The following is a 20,275-nucleotide window of genomic DNA, read 5'->3' on the forward strand; positions in this document are numbered from 1 at the left end:
AATCTGCTGAACGCACGCAGGGATAGCGCTTCGGGCTGCCATAAAGCCTATAGTTAATTCACGGTAATTGAGCGGTATTCCCGTGTTTCCAAGGAGACTGAATGAAAATAACCATTCTTGGTTGCGGCGCGCTCGGACAACTGTGGCTCTCCCGGCTGTATCAGCAGGGCCACGATGTACAGGGATGGCTAAGAGTGCCGCAGCCTTTTTGCGCGGTGAACGTGATAGAGCCGGAAGGCGTCTCGTTTAATCGCAACTTGCCCACCAACGATCCGGAGCACCTTGCGCAAAGCGAGCTGCTGCTGGTGACGCTGAAAGCCTGGCAGGTGTCCAGCGCGGTCAGCGCGCTACTGCCGAAGTTGAACCCCCAGTGCGCCATTTTGCTGCTGCACAACGGCATGGGCACCCAAGAGGAGCTGCCGCCGAACGGCCAGCCGATCCTGCAGGGCACCACCACCCACGCCGCGCGCCACGAAGGCAGCACCATTATCCACGTCGCCACCGGCATCACCCACATCGGCCCGAGCTCACCTGCCGCCCAGCACCTCAGCCACTTGGCGGAAGTGCTGCATCAGGCGCTGCCCGACGTTGCCTGGCACAACAACATCGCCTCGGCCAACTGGCGCAAGCTGGCGGTCAACTGCGTGATCAACCCGCTGACGGCGCTGTATGGCTGCCGTAACGGCGATCTGCAGCGCTACCCGGAACAGATCGAAACGCTGTGTCGTGAAGTCGCCAGCGTGATGGCGATGGAGGGCTACCACACCTCCTGCGAAGGTCTGATGCAATACGTGATGGACGTGATACACAGCACCGCCGACAACGTTTCGTCGATGCTGCAGGATATCCGCAACCAGCGGCACACCGAGATCGACTACATCACCGGTTACCTGCTGCGCCGCGCGCGCAGCCACGGCCTCGCGCTGCCGGAAAATGCGCGGCTGTTTGAACTGATTAAACGAAAGGAAAATGAATATGAGCGTATCGGCGCTGGTCTGCCTGGCACCTGGTAGCGAAGAAACCGAAGCCGTCACCACCATCGATCTGCTGGTGCGGGCGGGCGTAAAAGTCACTACCGCCAGCGTTGCCGGCGACGGCGAGCTGACTATCGTCTGTTCGCGCAGCGTCAAACTGCTGGCCGACGCGCCGCTGGTGGCGATCGTCGATGAGCCGTTCGACGCCATCGTGCTGCCCGGCGGCCTGAAAGGCGCAGAATGTTTCCGCGACAGCCCGCTGCTGGTGGAAAAGGTGCGGCAGATGCATCTGCAGGGCAACATCGTCGCCGCCATCTGCGCGGCGCCGGCGCTGGTGCTGCAGCACCACGATCTGTTCCCGGTCGGCAACATGACCGGCTTCCCTGGCCTGAAAGACCAGATCCCGGCGGATAAATGGATGGAGCGCCGCGTGGTGTACGACGCACGCGTCAACCTGCTCACCAGCCAGGGGCCGGGCACCGCGATGGAGTTCGCGCTGAAGCTGATAGACCTGCTGCTCGGCAAGGCCAAAGCGGCGGAGATCGCCGCGCAGCTGGTGCTGATCCCGGGGATGTACGACTATCGCGACAGTGAAGAAAACTGAGTGAACGTGTTGAAATGCGGGGCGCTGATCCGCGCCCCGCAACGCGTCAAAAACTGAGCTGGCTGGAGAAGCCCAAAACCAGGCGCTCATTCGCCAGCGCTCCGGGTTTGACCATCGGCGTGCCGGCGAAAACGTCCGCAGCAAAACGTCCCTGATTCACCTGCAGGCCAATGACGCTCCCCGCCAGCCGGCCGCCGTCCCCCTGCTGTTTGGCCAACTGCCCATAGTCGAACCCAATATAGGGTTGCAGCATGTCACGTTCCAACGTCAGCGTATTGCGCAGATACCCTCCGCTGCTGCCGATCAATTTGCTGTCGCCGCTAAACCCACGCACCGTAGAACGATCGCCGATAAACGACTTATCCTGGATCGGCTGTGCGGCGCTCGCCCATTGCCCCGATAACTCCCCGAGATAACGCAGGCGATGGCCAAATGCATTGAAGGGTTTCAGCATACTGCCGCCCGCTCGCAGCTGTTGTTCGGCATGTGAACTCCCCTTCCCGACACCGGCAAGGGCGTCGGCGGTCAACGCGATCTGCGAATGAGCGCCATAATACAGGTGGCTGACACCCAGCTTCAGGCTGGTTAACCGCGCGCTCTGCAAGGCAATCTCCGTGTCATTGAGGTAATAGCGGTAATGACGTTGCAACAACTGGGCGTTCAACGCCGTTTTCTCATTCATCCCGCGCGCCAACGTATAGTCAGTCTGCAGCCCCCAATACTGCGAACGGCCGTTATAGCGATAATCGGTGAAGTTACCGGCGAAAGTCTGGTGATAGCGGCTGTCGCCGCCCAACGCGCTGAAGCGCCAGTGCCCCCAAGGCAAGCTATAGTACAGGGCGCGGCTTTCATTGCCTTTGCCCGGCGGCGCCAGAATGCTGCGCGCCATCGACAGATAGAAAATATCGCCCAGTGAAGTCAGATTATCGAGATATAACGCGCCGCCTGCCTGATAACGCCCCGCGGAGCTGACGCCGGCGTCATCCGCCCAGGCGGTAAAACGCCAATATTTATCTTGTCGCCGAAAAATCTCGATATCGCTTTCGCCAGGTCGCTCGGCGGGAACAATGCGAATATCGCTGATAACGCCCGGAATTCCGCCCATATTCTCCAGCCCTTGCTCAATGCGGCGTAAATTCAGCACATCACCGGCAGCAATGGGAAAAAGCGTATCGGGGCGAAAATAGGTGCTGCTGCCCGCCTGCATTCTCAACTGGCCGATACGGCCATAATGCACGCGAACCTTCAGTATTCCTGCCGGTACCGCTTGCACGTCAAACTGCACCCGCGAAGTGATATAGCCTTGTGCAATCAGCTCATTTTGCAGCTTCTTGTGCAATTTCGCCAACCCTTGCCCCCCCATACAGCGCCCGCGGGCAGCGTGCGCCAACCGTTCGAAAGAAGTAAGGCTTGCTGGCGCCATCGCCATTTCGACAGAGCCGATCACCCAACAGGGGGACTCGTTGACAAAAATATCCGTTGGCGCGTTTTGTTCCGGCAGCGGTGACAAGACAGAGGGGGTAGACGGTAACAGTTTGCGCTGCGTATCGCCGATGAGGTTTTCCTGGCTGACGAGTTGTTTCACAGGAGCCGGTACAGAATCCGCACGGCTGAAACCGCTGAACAACACGGCTAGACAAAGAATAAAAAATTCCCTTTTCATGCTCTCTCACTCATTCCCCCACCCAAGGGTGGGGGAAACGCCTATCACATCCAATAAGACCAACCGTAAGGCCAGCCGAAACCGCCGTATCCCCAACCCCAGTTATTCACGGGTTTGTTGATGTCCCGACCGTTGTTGGTGACCAGGCCGGACGTGGAGCGCATCGTGCCGGAGTTGTTGAAAGAGACGCCGCGATGGCTGATATCGCCAAACGCTTCAATCCTGCCGTAGTTGCTGAAGCGGGTATCCGACAAGCTGACGGAGGAGGTGCGGGAAACGATATGTCCGCGGTTGGTAATGGACGTCCCCTGGATAGCCGCGCCGTTTTGGGCTTCGATCACGCCATTGTCAGCGTTAAACAAGCTGGTGGCGTTGAGTTGCAAAGCCTGCGCGGATTGAATGCCGCCGGTATTGTCCAACTGTGTGGCCGTGATGGATGCCGAACGCGCGCTCACATTCTTTTCATTTTGCAGCCGGGTGGCGCTGATGTTCAATTGCCCCTGTGAAGCGATGTTCCCTTGGTTGACCAGCGAGTCGGTACTGATGTCAACGCCGCCATTTTTCGCCTGAATCTGCCCGCGGTTAGCAACACCGACAGAAGCGCGGGATACATTTTGGGCACCGTTGCCGATTTGCACGCGTTCATAACTTCCCGCGTCGCTCTGGATACTGACGATACTGACATTATTCAACGAAGTGCCGGTGTTGGACCCAGCCCCATTGGCATTGCCGCTATTGACACCTACGCCGTTTTCATTGGCGACCAGCTTAATTTTGTTGGCGTACATGCCGCCCAACTCGGCGACGTCGACCAACACTTCAGGCTTATCTTTAGAAGCTTCAACGTTATTGAAGCGGGATAAATCCGCTGAAACCGTTTTTTTCCCCGCCGAGACTAACAGCGCGTCCGCATGAACCGCAGCGCTGATTTCAGCCGTACGCGCAATGATCGCCGTATAATCGACATCGCCTTTCTTCAGCCCGTCCCCCTCAACGCGAATATTTCCTTGATTAACCCGGTAGCTGTTAAAAGCGCCGTCCTTGAACTGCAAATCGGCGGTAGTTAATACGCCATTACGGGCGTTGATAAAACCACAGCCGTTACAGGTAATGCCGGATTTATTGGCAATAACGACATCGGCGCGTTGCCCGGCGACTTCTACCATCCCCTTCAAAATACTTTTATTCGCCGAGTTCACTTCATTCAGAATTACCTTAGCTGCACGCCCCTCTAACTGAGCGTTTCCCCCAACAGCACCGGCCAATGACGTATTAGCGCCCGAAAGGCTGTTATTTAAAATAGCGCCCTGAACGCCAATATCAAACTGCGTGTAAACGTTATGAGAGACACCGTCCGCACCTGCACGATTGATGTTCACCACCGGCACCTGATTGATATGCTCAACTGATGCCCCACCCGTCTGAGGTACTATTTGCGCCAACAGCGGCGCGCTGGGCACCAGAAACGCCGCTGCCGACAACAGCAATGTCGTCTTATTCATTTTCATTAATCGCTCTCCTTAATCCCAGTCAACCATTAACTGATGTTCAGACTAATGTCGAAAACATTAATGGCCATAGGGATATATCCTTATGCAATGTGCGTTACCCTGATAACCATAAAATATCAATGGCCAATGCTCAGCAAAAATAAAATTTGCACAGTAAGAGAAAAACATGCGCAATCAAATGCCGAAACATAATTTCAATAGGGAGTTGGCAGATAAAAACCGACAGGTCTGTCAGCATTCGACAGCAATAATAACCATAAAAATAAATAAAAAAATCAATAGATATTTAATATATTGATTAAGGATATTTAAATAGAAACAAAACTCAAGTTGGCTTTATCATTAATAAAACAATGCAATGAACAGGGTTATTAAATCGGGGAATAAAGAATTGTACGAAAAAGGCCGGCGTCTGGCGACGCCGGCGGAGAAATTACGGGCGATAAACCTTCACGTTGCTGAAGCCTTGCTCCAGCAGGTACAGCGCCTGCAGGCGGCTCATCACGCCGCGCTCGCAATACAGCAGATAGGTTTTGCTCTGATCCAGATCGCCGAACTGGGTGCTCAGCTTGTAGAACGGCAGCGCTTTCACTTCAACCTGTTCCAGCTGCAGCGGCTTCTCTTCCTGCTCGTCGTTGGAACGGATATCCAGGATCACCTCGTCGGCGCCGAAGGCCGCGACGGTTTCTACCTCGGTTACCTGCTCCTGCGCCTGCTCGGCGATAGAGCGAATATCGACGTTCTTCGCTTCGCTCACCACCCGGTCGAGAATGCTGAAATCGAAGTGGCTCTCTTCCTCTTCGATCTTGGCCTTGATCGCTTTCACCGTCGGGCTCTTCGAAATCACACCGCAGTATTCCGGCATGGTTTTGGCGAAGTCTTCGGTGCCGATTTCGCGCGCCAGTTTGATGATGTGCTCTTTATCGTGCGAGATCAGCGGACGCAGGATCAGGGTATCGGACGCATTGTCGATCAAACGCAGGTTGGTCAGCGTCTGGCTGGAGACCTGCCCCAGCGCCTCGCCGGTCACCAGCGCCTGCACGCCGTAGCGTTCGGCCACTTGCGAAGCGGCGCGCACCATCATGCGCTTGAGCACCACGCCCATCTGGCCGTCGTCGACCTTCTCCAGGATCTCACCCACCACCGGCTCGAAGTCGATGGCGACGAAGCGCACCTTATGCGAGCTAGCGAAGCGATTCCACAGGTAGTGCGCCACCTGCTTCACGCCGATCTCGTGTGCGGCGCCACCCAGGTTGAAGAAGCAGAAGTGCACGCGGCAGCCGCGGCGCATCAGCATGTAGCTGGACACGCCCGAGTCGAAACCGCCGGAAATCAGCGACATTACGTCTTCCTGAGTGCCGACCGGGTAACCGCCGATGCCTTCGAGACGGCGTTTGACCAGCATCAGCTTGTCGTCTTCGATCTCCAGGTTTACCGTGACCTGCGGGCGGGTAAGGTTAACGCGCGCGCTTTCGATGTGTTGGTTCAGGCCGCCGCCGACGTAGCGCTCCACGTCCTGCGAGTTGAACGCCTGCTTGCCGCGGCGCTTGACGCGCACGCAGAAGGTTTTGCCTTCCAGCTGGGCGCGGTAGGCTTCCAGCGTCTGCTCGAAGATGTGGTGGATGTCGGTATAAGCGCGATCTTCCACTTCCAGAATATGGTGGATACCGGGAATGCGCGTCAGGGCGTCGGCAATGATCGGCCGCTGGTTTTCATCTTTGGCGCGAACTTCGATATGATCCCAGTGACGGACGACCGCCAGCGTTTCATCATACTGCTTCAGGACGTTGCGAATATTGGTCGAGAGAATCTTGATAAAGCGCAAGCGCACAGATTGGCTCTTGATGGTGATTTCCGGGAACAATTTAATGATAAACTTCATGGCGGTCTTTGTTGTCAGATAAGAATTACGGCGCGGAGTATATCACCATATCGCCGTGCTCTGCGCACAAAACCACACATGAGCGCCATGATTTGCTAATCAAGATCCGCTAGGATAGGCTCTGGCGCCACGGTTCACATGATGACGTAAAAAGAAAATTATGCCGAAAAAACCAGCACAATCAGCCAGTACAGAGCAAACTGCCAGCTTTGAAAACGCCCTCGGCGAGCTGGAAAGCATCGTGACGCGTCTGGAGTCGGGCGAACTGCCGCTGGAAGACGCGCTGAACGAGTTCGAACGCGGCGTACAGCTGGCGCGTCAGGGCCAGCAGAAACTGCAACAGGCGGAACAGCGTGTGCAGATACTTCTTAACGACAGCGCCGACGATGCGGCGCTGGCGCCTTTCACACCGGATGCCGAGTAACAGACATGTCTGAGATCGCCCCATCGGCCGCTTTTGCCGATCAACTGCAGATTTTCCGCCAGCGCGCCGATCGCGCGCTGCTGGATTTCATCGCCCCGCTGCCGTTCAACGACGGCAACATGGTGGCGGCGATGCGTCACGGCGCCTTACTGGGCGGCAAGCGCCTGCGCCCGTTCCTGGTGTACACCACCGGCCAGATGTTCGGCGTGTCGCTGGCCAACCTGGACGCGCCAGCGGCGGCGGTGGAATGCATTCACGCCTACTCGCTGATCCACGACGATCTGCCGGCGATGGACGACGACGATCTGCGCCGCGGCCAGCCGACCTGCCACATTAAATTCGGCGAAGCCAACGCGATCCTGGCCGGCGATGCGCTGCAAACGCTGGCGTTTTCGATCCTGGCCGATGCCGAAATGCCTGACGTGGCCCTGCGCGATCGGCTGGCGATGGTTTCCGAACTGGCGACCGCCAGCGGCGTAGCCGGCATGTGCGGCGGCCAATCTCTGGATCTGGAAGCCGAAGGCAAGCGTGTTGATCTGCAGGCGCTGGAGCAGATCCACCGCCATAAAACCGGCGCGCTGATCCGCGCCGCGGTGCGCCTGGGCGCGCTGAGCGCCGGCGAAGCCGGACGTGCGGCGTTGCCGCAGCTGGATCGTTACGCCGCCGCGGTTGGCCTGGCGTTCCAGGTACAGGATGACATTTTGGACGTTGTCGGCGAGACTGAAAAAATCGGCAAGCGCCAGGGAGCGGACCAACAACACGGAAAGAGTACCTACCCGGCGTTGCTCGGGCTTGACAGCGCGAAAGCAAAAGCGTGGGATCTCTATCAGGAAGCATTAGCTGCATTGGACACTTTGGCAGCGCAATCTTATAACACAGCGCCATTGCGAGCGTTAGCCAGCTTCATTATTGAACGCGACAATTAACGTGTGACGTTAACTCCTCTGATATGAGTATCGAATGAGTCTTGATATAGCCAAATACCCAACCCTGGCGCTAGCGGAAAACCCCGAGGAACTCCGCTCACTGCCCAAAGAGAGCTTGCCGAAGCTGTGCGATGAGCTGCGGCAATACCTGCTGAACAGCGTCAGTCGCTCCAGCGGCCACTTTGCCTCCGGGCTGGGTACCGTCGAACTGACGGTGGCGTTGCATTTCGTCTACAACACGCCGTTCGATCACCTGGTGTGGGACGTCGGCCACCAGGCCTACCCGCACAAAATTCTGACCGGCCGCCGCGACCGTATCGCCACCATTCGGCAAAAAAACGGCCTGCATCCGTTCCCGTGGCGCGCCGAAAGCGAATACGACGTGCTGTCGGTCGGCCACTCGTCGACCTCAATCAGCGCCGGCCTCGGCATGGCGGTGGCGGCGGAGCGTGAAGGCAAAGGCCGCCGCACGGTGTGCGTGATCGGCGACGGCGCCATCACCGCCGGCATGGCGTTCGAAGCGATGAACCACGCCGGCGACATCAATCCGGACATGCTGGTGGTGCTGAACGACAATGAGATGTCGATCTCGGAAAACGTCGGCGCGCTGAACAACCACCTGGCGCAGCTGCTGTCCGGCAAGCTTTACTCCACCCTGCGCGAAGGCGGCAAGAAAGTGCTGGCCGGCGTGCCGCCGATCAAAGAGCTGGTGAAACGCACCGAAGAGCATCTGAAGGGGATGGTGGTGCCGGGCACGCTGTTTGAAGAGCTGGGCTTTAACTACATCGGCCCGGTAGACGGGCACGACGTGCAGGGGCTGGTCGCCACGTTGAAAAACATGCGCGATCTGAAAGGCCCGCAGCTGTTGCACATCATGACCAAGAAAGGCCGCGGTTACGCGCCGGCGGAGAAGGATCCGATCAGCTTCCACGCGGTGCCGAAGTTCGATCCCGCCAGCGGCACGCTGCCGAAAAGCGCCGGCGGTCTGCCGACCTATTCGAAAATCTTCGGCGACTGGCTGTGTGAAACCGCCGCCAAAGACAGCTCGCTGATGGCGATCACACCGGCGATGCGCGAGGGCTCCGGCATGGTGCAGTTCTCCCGCGACTACCCGCAGCAATATTTCGACGTGGCGATCGCCGAGCAGCACGCGGTCACCTTCGCCGCCGGACTGGCGATCGGCGGCTACAAGCCGGTGGTGGCGATCTATTCCACCTTCCTGCAGCGCGCCTACGATCAGCTGATCCATGACGTGGCGATCCAGAACCTGCCGGTGATGTTCGCCATCGATCGCGGCGGCATCGTCGGCGCCGACGGCCAGACCCACCAGGGGGCGTTCGATCTGTCGTTCATGCGCTGCATCCCGACCATGGTGATCATGACGCCAAGCGACGAGAACGAATGCCGCCAGATGCTGTATACCGGCTATCACTACAATGCCGGCCCGAGCGCGGTGCGCTATCCGCGCGGCACCGGCACCGGCGCGGCGCTGGAGCCGCTCAGCCTGCTGCCGATCGGCAAAGGCGTGGTGCGCCGCCAGGGGGAAAAGATCGCCATTCTCAACTTCGGCACCCTGCTGCCGGAGGCCGCGCAAGCGGCGGAAGCGCTCAACGCCACGCTGGTCGACATGCGCTTCGTCAAACCGCTGGACGAGCAGCTGGTGCTCGAACTGGCCGCCAGCCATGAAACGCTGGTCACGCTGGAAGAGAACGCGATCATGGGCGGCGCCGGCAGCGGCGTCAACGAACTGCTGATGGCCAAACGCCGTCCGGTGCCGGTGCTGAACCTCGGCCTGCCGGACAGCTTCGTCTCGCAGGGCACCCAGGAAGAACTGCGCGCCGAGCTGGGGTTGGACGCCGCCGGCATTCAGCGGCAAATCGAAACCTGGCTGGCGCAGTAATCGCCACTCGCGCCTGACAAAACGCCTCCGCCTTCGGGGGCGTTTTTGTTTCCGCCCCCTCTCCCCGAGATCCGCGCTACAGTTACTGTCTGAGCTGTGAATGGGAGGCAAGCATGAAGTACCTGAAACTGGGCAACACCGATCTGAACGTCTCGCGCATCTGCCTGGGTTGCATGACCTACGGCGAACCGAACCGCGGCAATCACGCCTGGACGCTGCCGGAAGAGAGCAGCCGCCCGCTGCTGAAACAGGCGCTGGAAGCCGGCATCAACTTTTTCGACACCGCCAACAGCTATTCCGACGGCAGCAGCGAGGAAATCCTCGGCCGGGCGCTGCGCGACTATGCGCGCCGCGAAGACGTGGTGGTCGCCACCAAGGTGTATTTCCCGCTGAGTAACCTGAAGCGCGGTTTATCGCGCGCCAACATCATGCAGTCCATCGACGACAGCCTGCGGCGCCTGGGCACCGACTATGTCGATTTGCTGCAGATCCACCGCTGGGATTACGAAACGCCGCTGGAAGAGACGCTGGAAGCGCTGCACGACGTGGTGAAAGCCGGTAAGGCGCGTTACATCGGCGCCTCTTCGATGTACGCCTGGCAGTTCGCCAAGGCGCTGTATACCGCCGATCTGCACGGCTGGACGCGCTTCGTCAGCATGCAGGATCAATACAACCTGATTCAGCGCGAAGAAGAGCGCGAAATGCATCCGCTGTGCGCCGCCGAAGGCATCGCCGTGCTGCCGTGGAGCCCGCTGGCGCGCGGCCGCCTGACCCGCCCCTGGGGCGAAACCACCGCGCGGCTGGTTTCCGACCAGTTCGGCAAGAGCCTGTACGAAGAAACTGAAGGCATCGACGCCATTATCGCCGAACGCGTCGCCAGCCTCGCCGAGGAACGCGGTGTTTCACGCGCGCAGATCGCGCTGGCCTGGCTGCTGAACAAACCGGCGGTCAGCGCGCCGATCGTCGGCGCTTCGCGCAGCGAGCAGTTGGACGACGCCATCGCCGCGGTCGATTTGAGTTTGTCGCCGCAAGAGGTCGCGGAGCTGGAGACGGCTTACGTGCCGCATCGGGTGACGGGATTTGAATAAGAGAAACGGGCGCGAAACAGCGCGCCCGTCTGTCAGAACAGACCGATCGGCCAGTGGTGCCCAATCAGGTAGATGATGCCGGCAGACAGCACGCCGGCGATGATATCGTCGACCATGATGCCCATGCCGCCATGCACGTTGCGGTCGAACCAGCGGATCGGCCACGGTTTCCACATATCCAGAATGCGGAAGATGACGAAACCGGCGGCAACCCAGCGCCAGTCGTTGACCGGCAGCGCCATCAGTGTGATCCACATGCCGACGAACTCGTCCCAGACGATGCTGCCGTGATCGTGCACCTTCATGTCTTTTGCCGTGCGGTGGCAAATATAGACGCCGATGCAGATGCTGAACATCACCGCCAGCGAGTAAAGCTGCCACGGTAGCTGGATCAGCAGCAGCCAGAACGGGATCGCCGCCAGCGATCCCATGGTGCCCGGCATCACCGGCGACAAACCGCTGCCAAACCCGGTGGCCAGCAGGTGCCACGGATTGCTCATCCGCAGCCGACGCTTGGCTTCATCCATGGGTGCCCGGCTCCGCGTTGAAATGATCGAACCCAATCCAATCCAGCTCTACCGCTTCGTCGTTGCGATAATAGCGGATGCCTTCAGACAGCGGGCCAATTTGGCCGATGCAGGTGTAGTCGGCCCCGAGGTGGCTCAGCGCCACTTCCAGCGCGCCGCGGTTGATCTCCGGCACGGTGAAGCACAGCTCATAATCTTCGCCGCCCGCCAGCGCCCAACGCAGCGCCTGCTCGGCATCGGCGTGGCTGCTCAGCGCCTGCGACATCGGCAGCTCGTCCAGCACGATGCGCGCGCCACAGTCGCTGGCCTTCAGGATATGCTTCAGATCGGAAATCAGGCCGTCAGAGATGTCGATCGCCGAGCTGGCCAGATCCCGCAGCGCCTGCCCCTGCAGCACCCGCGGCTGCGGCCGCAGATGGCGGGCGACCAGATAATCACGCGCCGCCGCATCCGTCACCGCCAGGCGATCCTGCAGGATCGCCAGACCGGCGGCGCTGTCGCCCAGCGTGCCGGTCACATAGATCCAGTCGCCGATGCGCGCACCGCTGCGGGTCAGCGCCCGGCCGGCCGGGATCAGCCCCTGAATGGTCAACGTCATGCTCAGCGGGCCGCGCGTGGTATCGCCGCCGATCAGCTGCATGCCGTAATAGTTGAGCTGATCGAACAGGCTATCGCTGAAGGCCTTCAGCCAGGGCTCGTCCACCTCCGGCAGGGTCAGTGCCAGCGAGAGCCAGGCCGGATCGGCGCCCATCGCCGCCAGATCGCTCAGATTGACCGCCAGCGCCTTATAACCGAGATCGGCCGGATCGATGTCCGGCAGGAAGTGAATGCCCGCGACCAACGTATCGGTACTGACGGCCACCAGCTGTTTTTCCGGCACTGCCAGCAGTGCGCAGTCATCTCCAATGCCCAACTGTACATCCCGGCGCACGCGCTTAAACCGGTCAAAATAGCGGGCAATGAGGTCAAATTCGCCGCATGCCATATCGATATTCCACTAGAAGAAATTAAGGCCGGGAATGCCGGCCTTAAAGTTTTACTTTTTCTTGCGAAGGGTTGGCGCCACTTTATCCAGCACCCCGTTCACAAACTTGTGGCTGTCTTCCGCGCCGAAGGTTTTCGCCAGTTCGATCGCTTCGTTGATCGCCACCTTGTAAGGGACATCCTCGCGCATTTTCAGTTCAAACAACGCGACGCGCAGCACCGCGCGCTCCACCTGGCCCAGCTCTTCGAGCTGACGCGACAGGTAAGGCGCCATCAGTTCGTCCAGCATACCTGCATTCACTGCCGCGCCGGACAGCAACTCGCGAAAATAGGCGACGTCAACATCTTTGACATCCTGCTCCGTCAGGAACTGGTGTTCAACATCGGCAAGGTCGTTTTTAGACAACTGCCAAGAGTAAAGCGCTTGAACAGCGCACTCACGAGCGCGGCGACGAGCAGCAGGTTTCACGGAATTCCCCTTAACTAAATTCAGGCTTTAATAGCTTTGATAACATTAATCATTTCAAGTGCGGTCAGCGCGGCTTCAGCGCCCTTGTTACCCGCTTTGGTGCCGGCGCGTTCGATCGCCTGCTCGATGCTTTCGGTGGTCAGCACGCCAAAAGCAACCGGGATTTCGGCATTCATCGCAACGTTGCCGATGCCGGAGCTGGCTTCACCCGCCACATATTCGAAGTGCGCGGTGCCCCCACGGATAACGGTGCCCAGCGCGATAACCGCGTCGTATTTGCCGGTTTTGGCCAATACGCTCGCCGTCAGCGGCAGCTCGTAAGCGCCCGGGACCCAGACAACGGTGATGTTGTCGTCAGCAACCTGACCAATGCGTTTCAGCGCGTCGATGGCGCCTTCCAGCAGGCTGTCATTGATGAAATTGTTAAAACGTGCAATTGCGATCGCCACACGGGCATTTGGAGTAGCAACAACACCTTCGATAACTTTCATGGGCTTTCCTTAAAAATGGGTTCAATACCCCGCAGGGGGGCGGATTCTATCATATTCTTTCATCGCCTGCGCGGCGCTTTTGTAAAACCGGCGCGCGGGCGCGAGATTCAGTGTTTCGCCCGCAGGCGCAAACGCAGATCGGGGCCGACCTGACGCACGTCGCTAAAGACGAACTCCGGCGCGTCGGCCAATCGCTCCAGGCCCGGCAGGTGGCACAGGCCACGGCCATTATCGCCCAACAGTTTCGGCGCGATGTACAAAATAAGCTCATCCACCAGGCCGGCCTGCAGCAACGCGCCGGCCAGCGATGCGCCCGCCTCCACCCAGATTGAATTCACCTGGCGCTTGGCCAACAGCATCATCATCACCACCAGATCGACGCCGCCGCCGTGCGCCGGGCAGATAAACTGCTCAACGTCTTGCGGCCAGGTCTGTTCATCCGCCTGCAGGCGCGCCAGCCAGGTGGCGCCGGGCTGCTGCACCACGCGGTGCTGCGGGGTAATGCGGTTTTGGCTGTCGAGCAGGATGCGCAGCGGCTGGCGTAGATTGTCGCGCGGATAGAGGCGCTGCGTCTCGGCGTCCAATTCATCCCAACGCACCGTCAGCGACGGATCGTCCGCCAGCACGGTGGCGCTGGTGCTGAGGATGGCGGCGCTCTGCGCGCGCAGGCGCTGAACGTCCTGACGCGCTTCGGGTGAGGTGATCCACTGGCTCTCGCCGGAGGCCATCGCCGTGCGGCCGTCCAACGACGCGCCCAGCTTCAGCTGCACGTAAGGGAAGCCGGTGCGCATGCGCTTGAGGAAGCCCAGATTGACCGCTTCGGCCTCGGCCAGCATCAGGCCGTGCCGCACCTCGACGCCGGCCTGCTGCAGCTTGTACAGCCCGCGCCCCGCCACCTGCGGGTTAGGATCTTGCATCGCCGCGACCACCCGCGTCACGCCGGCGGCCACCAGCGCATCGGCACAGGGCGGCGTGCGGCCGTGATGGCTGCACGGCTCGAGCGTGACATAGGCGGTGGCGCCGCGCGCCTTGTCGCCCGCCATGCGCAGCGCGTGCACTTCCGCGTGCGGCTCGCCGGCGCGCAGATGATAGCCTTCACCGACAATTTCGCCGTCGCGCACGATAACGCAGCCGACGTTCGGATTGGGCGCGGTGGTAAAACGCCCCAGCCGCGCCAGTTCGAAGGCACGCGCCATGTAAAATTCGTCGTGATACATGAAAGATCCTTTAGTCTTGCAGGCGGGCAATCTCTTCGCCGAACTCGCGCACGTCTTCGAAGCTGCGGTACACCGACGCGAAGCGAATATAGGCGACCTTATCCAGCTTTTTCAGCGCGTCCATCACCAGATTGCCCACCAGTTTGGTCGGCACTTCGCGTTCGCCGGTGGCGCGCAGTTGAGATTTGATGTGATTAAGGGCGTTTTCCACGTCGTCCGAGCTAACCGGGCGCTTTTCCAGCGCTTTCAGCATGCCGCGGCGCAGTTTGTCTTCGTTGAACGGCTCGCGCACCTCATCGCTTTTAATCACTCGCGGCATCACCAGCTCGGCCACCTCGAAGGTGGTGAAACGTTCATTGCACACCAGACACTGGCGGCGACGGCGCACTTGCGAACCGTCCCCCACCAGGCGGGAATCAATGACTTTGGTATCAACGGCGGCGCAGAAAGGGCAATGCATAACACGTCCTGATAAACGTTTTTTATAGATAAATGCAGTTTACCCCGAAGTGCAGCCACAACAAAGGGCGGCGGCCATTTGTTGCGACACGCGGCCAGGAAGCGGCGCCGATATGACTTTCCCCTCCGGGCGGACTAAGCTGATAGCAGGAGATTCAGCATAGGAAATCGCCGTCATGACAACCTGTTACCCCAAAATCGCCCTGCTCGCCGCCGCCGTGTTGCTGACGGGCTGCGCGCACAACGCCGCCGTGCCTCAGCTGCGCCATCAGGTCGCCGCGCTGAACCAGAAAGTGAGCGTGCTGACCGATCAAACCACCGCGCTGGAGCGACAGAATCTGCTCAATCAGCACTCCGACAACGGCGTCTACCTGCTGCCGGCAGCCCGGAGCGCCGCCCGTTTGCAGAGCAGCCTCGGCGAGCTGAGCGTTTCGCTGAGCCACATCAAGAGCGAAGCCAACGGCACGCAGGCGCAGCTGCATGTGCGCATCCTCTCGCAGGCCACGCTGCCGCCGTTCAACGCAGTGGTCGAATGGGGCCCACTGGATGAAGCCACCGGCCGGCCGTTGACCGCCGAGGCGCTGTCGCAACCGATCGCCAGCGCCGATTCGCTGCTGCCGAAACCCGGCCAGGACTTCGAACTGCGCTTCAGTGGCCTGACACCGGAACAGCTGGGCTATATCCGCCTGCACAGTCTGGTTTCGACCGCCCAACCGGCGGTGGTACAGCCGCACTGAAACCCGAAGCAAAAAAAAGGAGCGCCATCGGCGCTCCTTCTCATTTCGCTGAATACTGCGGCGATTAAGGCAGAATCGAAGGCTGATCTGCGCCCTCTTTTTCCACTTTTTGCTGCAGCATGTGTTCGCGTTTCATCCCCAGCTTCAACGCCAGCGCGGACGCGACGTAGATGGAGGAAACGGTACCGATCGACACGCCGATCAGCATCGCCAGCGAGAAGCCTTGCAGCATCGCGCCACCGAAGATGTACAGCATCAGCACCACCATCAGGGTGGTCCCGGAAGTCATCAGCGTACGGCTCAGCGTCTGGGTCAACGACACGTTCATGATTTCGTAAGGCGTACCGCGGCGGATCTTGCGGAAGTTCTCACGAATACGGTCAGAGACCACGATGCTGTCGTTCAGCGAGTAACCGATAACCGACATCAGGGACGCGACGATGGTCAGGTCAATCTCGATGTGGAACAGCGACAGCACGCCCAGCGTGATGATCACGTCGTGCGCCAGCGCGATAACCGCCCCCAGCGCCAGGCGCCACTCGAAGCGGAAACCGACGTAGATCAGGATACAGATCAACGCCACCAGCAGCGCCATGCCGCCGGTTTGCGCCAGCTCGCTGCCCACGCTCGGGCCGACGAACTCGATGCGTTTCACGGTGGCGTTTTTATCCACCGAGTCGTTAATCACGCCGATCACCTTGTTGCCCAGTTCCTGGCCTGCGGTGCCGGTCGCCGGTGGCATGCGCACCATCACGTCGCGGCTGCTGCCGAAGTTCTGGATGATCGGATCCTGGAACCCGGCCTTCTCCAGCGTGTCGCGCATCAGGTCGAGGTTAGCCGGTTTCTCCAGGTTGATTTCAATCACCGTACCGCCGGTGAAATCCAGACCCCAGTTAAACCCGCGCACCGACATGGTAGCGATCGACGCGACCAACAGCAGCAACGAGATGCCGAAGGCCAAATAGTCCCAGCGCATAAAGTCGTAGACTTTACGGCCGTAGTTGAGTTGCTCAACAGTATAATCCTGTGCCACAACGCACTCCTCAGATAGACAGCTTGTTAATGCGTTTGCCGCCGTAAAGCAGGTTGACGATGGCACGGGTACCGACAATCGCGGTGAACATGGACGTCGCCACACCGATAGCGGTGGTGATCGCAAAGCCTTTGATCGAACCGGTGCCGACTGCGTACAGGATGACCGCGGTGATCAGCGTGGTGATGTTGGCGTCGACGATACTGGAGAACGCGCCTTTATAGCCTTCATGGATCGCCTGCTGAACGGACCTGCCGTTCTTCAGCTCTTCCTTGATACGTTCGTTAATCAGTACGTTGGCGTCAACCGCCACCGCCAGCGTCAACACGATCCCGGCAATGCCCGGCATGGTCAGCGTCGCCCCCGGCAACAGGGACATCACGCCGACGATCAGCACCAAGTTGGCAACCAGCGCCGTGGTGGCTATCACGCCGAACTTACGGTACCAGACCACCATGAAGACGATGGACGCCACCAGGCCCCACAGACAGGCTTCCAGACCTTGGGTGATGTTCTGCTGACCCAGGGTTGGACCGATGGTGCGCTCTTCGACGATCTGAATCGGCGCGATCAGCGCGCCCGCACGCAGCAGCAGCGAAAGCTGACGCGCTTCGTTCGGGTTGCCGATACCGGTGATGCGGAAGCTGTTGCCCAGACGCGACTGAATGTTCGCCACGTTGATCACTTCTTCCTGTTTCACCAGCACCGCGCGGCCGTTGGCGTCTTTCTTGCCGCTGTCCTTATACTCCACGAACAGGGTCGCCATCGGCTTGCCGATGTTGTCCTTGGTGAAGTTGGACATGGACGTGCCGCCGGCGCTGTCCAGCGAGATGTTAACCTGCGGCTGGTTGTATTCGTCGGTGCTCGAGGTGGAGTCGGTGATGTGGTCACCGGTCAGAATCACACGCTTGTACAGCACGATCGGCTGGCCGTCACGGGTGTATTTCACCTCGGAGTCACCCGGCACGCGGCCGTTGGCCGCCGCAGTGGCGTCCGCATTGGTGTTCACCAGACGGAACTCCAGGGTCGCGGTGGCGCCCAGAATTTCTTTGGCACGCGCGGTGTCCTGAATGCCCGGCAGCTCGACCACGATGCGGTCGGCGCCCTGGCGCTGCACCAGCGGTTCGGCGACGCCGAGCTGGTTGACGCGGTTACGCAGGATAGTGATGTTCTGCTGGACGGCGTATTCGCGCGCTTCGCTCAGACGGGCGTCCGTCAGGCTGGCTTTCATGGTGTTGGCGCCGTTGGCGGACAGCACCAGATCGCGCTGACGCGGGCCGATGTAGCTGATGGCCTGATCGCGGGCCGCATCGTCACGGAAGCGAACTTCCACGCCGTTGTTGTCCAGCTTGCGGATAGACGCGTAAGGAATGCCCTTCTCGCGCAGCTCGCTGCGCAGGGTATCCATGGTCTGTTCCTGCAGCTTGCTCAGCGCGGTGTCCATGTCCACTTCCATCAGGAAGTGCACGCCGCCGCGCAGGTCCAGGCCGAGTTTCATCGGCTCTGCGCCCAGCATGGCCAGCCAGGTCGGCGTGGCCGGCGCCAGGTTCAGCGCCACGACGAATTTGTCACCCAGCTCGGTCACCAGCGCTTCGCGGGCGCGCAGCTGAACGTCAGGATCTTTAAAGCGAGCCAGGATGGCGCCATTTTCCAGCGCAATCGACTTGCTCGCGATGTTGTCTTTTTCTAATACGGTACGGACCTGGTCCAGCGTAGTTTCACTGGCGGCGACGCCGCGCGCGCCAGTGATTTGTACGGCCGGATCCTCACCGTAGATGTTGGGAAGCGCATAAAGCAGACCGACGAGGATCACGACGATCAACATCAGATACTTCCACAAAGGATAACGGTTTAGCACGGCAATTCCCTTCGGGAAAAAAGATTACAGGGCCTTCATGGTACCTTTCGGCAGAACGGCCGCCACGAAGTCACGCTTGATCATCACTTCCGTGGTGTCGTTCAGCGCGATGGCGATGATGCCGGTGTCGGCCACTTTGGTCACGCGACCGATCAGGCCGCCGGTGGTCAGCACTTCGTCGCCTTTACCGATGGAGTCCATCAGCTTCTTGTGATCTTTCGCACGCTTCTGCTGTGGGCGCAGGATCATGAAGTAGAAGATCAGGCCGAACACCACCAGCATAATGATCAGAGAGTACGGGCTTCCCTGAGCCGGAGCCCCTGCGGATGCGACGGCGTCAGAAATGAAAAAGCTCATTGAAATTCCCTCATTAAGTTATCAATTATTAGATCAAGCGTTTAAAGGCGGAATCGGCTTGCCGATCCGACCATAGAAATCCGCAACAAACTGCTCTAATTTACCCTCTTCGATAGCCTGGCGTAAACCCGCCATGAGGCGCTGGTAGTGACGCAGGTTATGAATCGTGTTCAGTCGAGCACCCAATATTTCGTTGCAACGGTCGAGATGGTGCAAGTAGGCGCGGCTGTAATGGCGACACGTGTAGCAATCACAGTCCTTATCCAGCGGAGAAGTATCATCCTTGTGCTTGGCATTACGGATTTTTACCACACCGTCAGTCACGAACAGATGGCCGTTGCGGGCGTTGCGGGTCGGCATGACGCAGTCGAACATGTCGATGCCGCGACGCACGCCTTCCACCAAATCTTCCGGCTTGCCGACGCCCATCAAATAGCGTGGCTTATCTTCCGGAATTTGCGGGCAAACGTGTTCAAGAATGCGATGCATATCCTCTTTCGGCTCGCCTACAGCCAAGCCGCCCACAGCGTACCCGTCAAAGCCGATATCCACCAGCCCTTTGACTGAAACATCACGTAAATCTTCGTAAACGCCGCCCTGAATGATGCCGAACAGCGCATTTTTATTTTCCAGCTCGTCGAAACGCTTGCGGCTGCGCTCCGCCCAGCGCAGCGACATTTCCATCGAACGCTTGGCGTAGTCCCAGTCGGCCGGGTACGGCGTACATTCGTCGAAGATCATCACGATGTCGGAACCCAGGTCATACTGGATTTCCATCGATTTTTCCGGACTCAGGAACACCTTATCGCCGTTGATCGGGTTGCGGAAGTACACGCCTTCCTCTTTGATCTTGCGCATCGCCCCCAGGCTGAATACCTGGAAACCGCCGGAGTCGGTGAGGATCGGCCCATGCCACTGCATGAAGTCGTGCAGATCGCCGTGCAGTTTCATGATCTCCTGGCCCGGGCGCAGCCACAGGTGGAAGGTGTTGCCCAGCAGGATCTGTGCGCCGGTCTCTTTCACTTCTTCCGGCGTCATGCCCTTGACCGTACCGTAGGTACCGACCGGCATAAAGGCCGGGGTTTCCACCACGCCGCGGTCGAAGATCAGGCGGCCGCGACGCGCGCGGCCATCGGTAGTTTGTAGTTCGTACTTCACAAAGCCTCCAGCA

At 59.5% G+C, this 20,275-nt stretch carries 20 protein-coding genes; 7 read left to right on the forward strand and 13 right to left on the reverse strand.

From position 1 onward, the window contains the following. Window positions 1-101: 101 nt before the first annotated feature. Both panE and yajL read left to right on the forward strand, forming a co-directional pair. The gene (panE, locus tag GF111_RS07900; RefSeq protein ID WP_055316559.1) at window positions 102-1,013 is read left to right on the forward strand and encodes a 2-dehydropantoate 2-reductase; all 912 of its coding nucleotides are present in this window, start codon (window positions 102-104) and stop codon (window positions 1,011-1,013) included. Beyond that, window positions 976-1,578 (forward strand): protein deglycase YajL, encoded by a 603-nt coding sequence (gene yajL / locus GF111_RS07905; protein WP_147190121.1) that lies wholly within the window; start codon window positions 976-978, stop codon window positions 1,576-1,578. Before panE ends, yajL begins: the two co-directional genes overlap by 38 nt. A 46-nt stretch (window positions 1,579-1,624) precedes the next feature. Here the strand turns inward: yajL and GF111_RS07910 are convergent, their stop codons facing one another. From GF111_RS07910 to thiI, 3 genes are all read right to left on the reverse strand, one after another. After that, on the reverse strand, window positions 1,625-3,163 hold the full coding sequence (locus GF111_RS07910) for a ShlB/FhaC/HecB family hemolysin secretion/activation protein (protein ID WP_162419850.1): 1,539 nt from the start codon (window positions 3,161-3,163) through the stop codon (window positions 1,625-1,627). A 122-nt stretch (window positions 3,164-3,285) separates the two neighbouring features. Next, on the reverse strand, window positions 3,286-4,749 hold the full coding sequence (locus tag GF111_RS07915) for a filamentous hemagglutinin N-terminal domain-containing protein (protein WP_147190117.1): 1,464 nt from the start codon (window positions 4,747-4,749) through the stop codon (window positions 3,286-3,288). Window positions 4,750-5,185: 436 nt separating this feature from the next. Next, complete coding sequence (thiI, locus tag GF111_RS07920; protein WP_047728729.1) at window positions 5,186-6,634, reverse strand: tRNA uracil 4-sulfurtransferase ThiI; 1,449 nt, start codon at window positions 6,632-6,634, stop codon at window positions 5,186-5,188. A 160-nt stretch (window positions 6,635-6,794) separates the two neighbouring features. Between thiI and xseB the strand changes: the two genes are divergently transcribed. The 4 genes from xseB to GF111_RS07940 all read left to right on the forward strand — a co-directional run bounded on the left by xseB (window position 6,795) and on the right by GF111_RS07940 (window position 10,972). After that, complete coding sequence (gene xseB / locus GF111_RS07925; protein WP_047728731.1) at window positions 6,795-7,058, forward strand: exodeoxyribonuclease VII small subunit; 264 nt, start codon at window positions 6,795-6,797, stop codon at window positions 7,056-7,058. A 5-nt stretch (window positions 7,059-7,063) separates the two neighbouring features. Beyond that, window positions 7,064-7,984, forward strand: coding sequence for a (2E,6E)-farnesyl diphosphate synthase (gene ispA, locus GF111_RS07930; protein WP_047728733.1), 921 nt, complete (start codon window positions 7,064-7,066; stop codon window positions 7,982-7,984). 34 nt (window positions 7,985-8,018) lie between these two features. After that, the gene (dxs, locus tag GF111_RS07935; protein WP_147190114.1) at window positions 8,019-9,884 is read left to right on the forward strand and encodes a 1-deoxy-D-xylulose-5-phosphate synthase; all 1,866 of its coding nucleotides are present in this window, start codon (window positions 8,019-8,021) and stop codon (window positions 9,882-9,884) included. Between the two features lie 113 nt (window positions 9,885-9,997). Beyond that, the gene (locus GF111_RS07940; RefSeq protein WP_047728736.1) at window positions 9,998-10,972 is read left to right on the forward strand and encodes an aldo/keto reductase; all 975 of its coding nucleotides are present in this window, start codon (window positions 9,998-10,000) and stop codon (window positions 10,970-10,972) included. A gap of 32 nt (window positions 10,973-11,004) precedes the next feature. On the opposite strand, the gene pgpA is transcribed toward GF111_RS07940, so the two are convergent. From pgpA to nrdR, 6 genes are all read right to left on the reverse strand, one after another. After that, the gene (gene pgpA, locus GF111_RS07945; RefSeq protein ID WP_004940382.1) at window positions 11,005-11,499 is read right to left on the reverse strand and encodes a phosphatidylglycerophosphatase A; all 495 of its coding nucleotides are present in this window, start codon (window positions 11,497-11,499) and stop codon (window positions 11,005-11,007) included. Beyond that, window positions 11,492-12,484 (reverse strand): thiamine-phosphate kinase, encoded by a 993-nt coding sequence (gene thiL, locus GF111_RS07950; RefSeq protein ID WP_038876155.1) that lies wholly within the window; start codon window positions 12,482-12,484, stop codon window positions 11,492-11,494. Before thiL ends, pgpA begins: the two co-directional genes overlap by 8 nt. A gap of 51 nt (window positions 12,485-12,535) precedes the next feature. Continuing rightward, entirely contained in the window at window positions 12,536-12,952 is a 417-nt protein-coding gene (gene nusB, locus GF111_RS07955; protein ID WP_004940384.1) for a transcription antitermination factor NusB, read from the reverse strand. Between the two features lie 20 nt (window positions 12,953-12,972). Beyond that, the gene (gene ribE / locus GF111_RS07960; RefSeq protein WP_004940385.1) at window positions 12,973-13,443 is read right to left on the reverse strand and encodes a 6,7-dimethyl-8-ribityllumazine synthase; all 471 of its coding nucleotides are present in this window, start codon (window positions 13,441-13,443) and stop codon (window positions 12,973-12,975) included. Between the two features lie 107 nt (window positions 13,444-13,550). Beyond that, a complete protein-coding gene (ribD, locus tag GF111_RS07965) occupies window positions 13,551-14,660 on the reverse strand; it encodes a bifunctional diaminohydroxyphosphoribosylaminopyrimidine deaminase/5-amino-6-(5-phosphoribosylamino)uracil reductase RibD (RefSeq protein WP_055316788.1) in 1,110 nt (369 codons plus the stop codon). A 10-nt stretch (window positions 14,661-14,670) separates the two neighbouring features. Further along, complete coding sequence (gene nrdR / locus GF111_RS07970; protein WP_004940387.1) at window positions 14,671-15,120, reverse strand: transcriptional regulator NrdR; 450 nt, start codon at window positions 15,118-15,120, stop codon at window positions 14,671-14,673. Between the two features lie 175 nt (window positions 15,121-15,295). Between nrdR and GF111_RS07975 the strand changes: the two genes are divergently transcribed. After that, window positions 15,296-15,856 (forward strand): DUF3251 domain-containing protein, encoded by a 561-nt coding sequence (locus tag GF111_RS07975; protein WP_047728744.1) that lies wholly within the window; start codon window positions 15,296-15,298, stop codon window positions 15,854-15,856. A gap of 64 nt (window positions 15,857-15,920) precedes the next feature. Here the strand turns inward: GF111_RS07975 and secF are convergent, their stop codons facing one another. The 4 genes from secF to tgt are packed head-to-tail and all read right to left on the reverse strand — an operon-like array spanning window position 15,921 to window position 20,262. After that, window positions 15,921-16,889, reverse strand: coding sequence for a protein translocase subunit SecF (gene secF, locus GF111_RS07980; protein ID WP_033647318.1), 969 nt, complete (start codon window positions 16,887-16,889; stop codon window positions 15,921-15,923). A gap of 10 nt (window positions 16,890-16,899) precedes the next feature. Next, window positions 16,900-18,747: a protein translocase subunit SecD gene (secD, locus tag GF111_RS07985; protein WP_071845295.1), complete on the reverse strand. Its 1,848-nt coding sequence runs from the start codon at window positions 18,745-18,747 to the stop codon at window positions 16,900-16,902. 24 nt (window positions 18,748-18,771) lie between these two features. Beyond that, window positions 18,772-19,104 carry a preprotein translocase subunit YajC gene (yajC, locus tag GF111_RS07990; RefSeq protein WP_004940391.1) on the reverse strand — a complete coding sequence of 111 codons (333 nt, stop codon included), beginning with the start codon at window positions 19,102-19,104 and terminating at the stop codon, window positions 18,772-18,774. Between the two features lie 33 nt (window positions 19,105-19,137). Continuing rightward, window positions 19,138-20,262: a tRNA guanosine(34) transglycosylase Tgt gene (gene tgt, locus GF111_RS07995; protein ID WP_033647322.1), complete on the reverse strand. Its 1,125-nt coding sequence runs from the start codon at window positions 20,260-20,262 to the stop codon at window positions 19,138-19,140. Window positions 20,263-20,275 lie beyond the last annotated feature (13 nt).

Source organism: Serratia sp. HRI, assembly GCF_010119335.3.
In the GTDB taxonomy this organism is placed as follows: domain Bacteria; phylum Pseudomonadota; class Gammaproteobacteria; order Enterobacterales; family Enterobacteriaceae; genus Serratia; species Serratia nevei.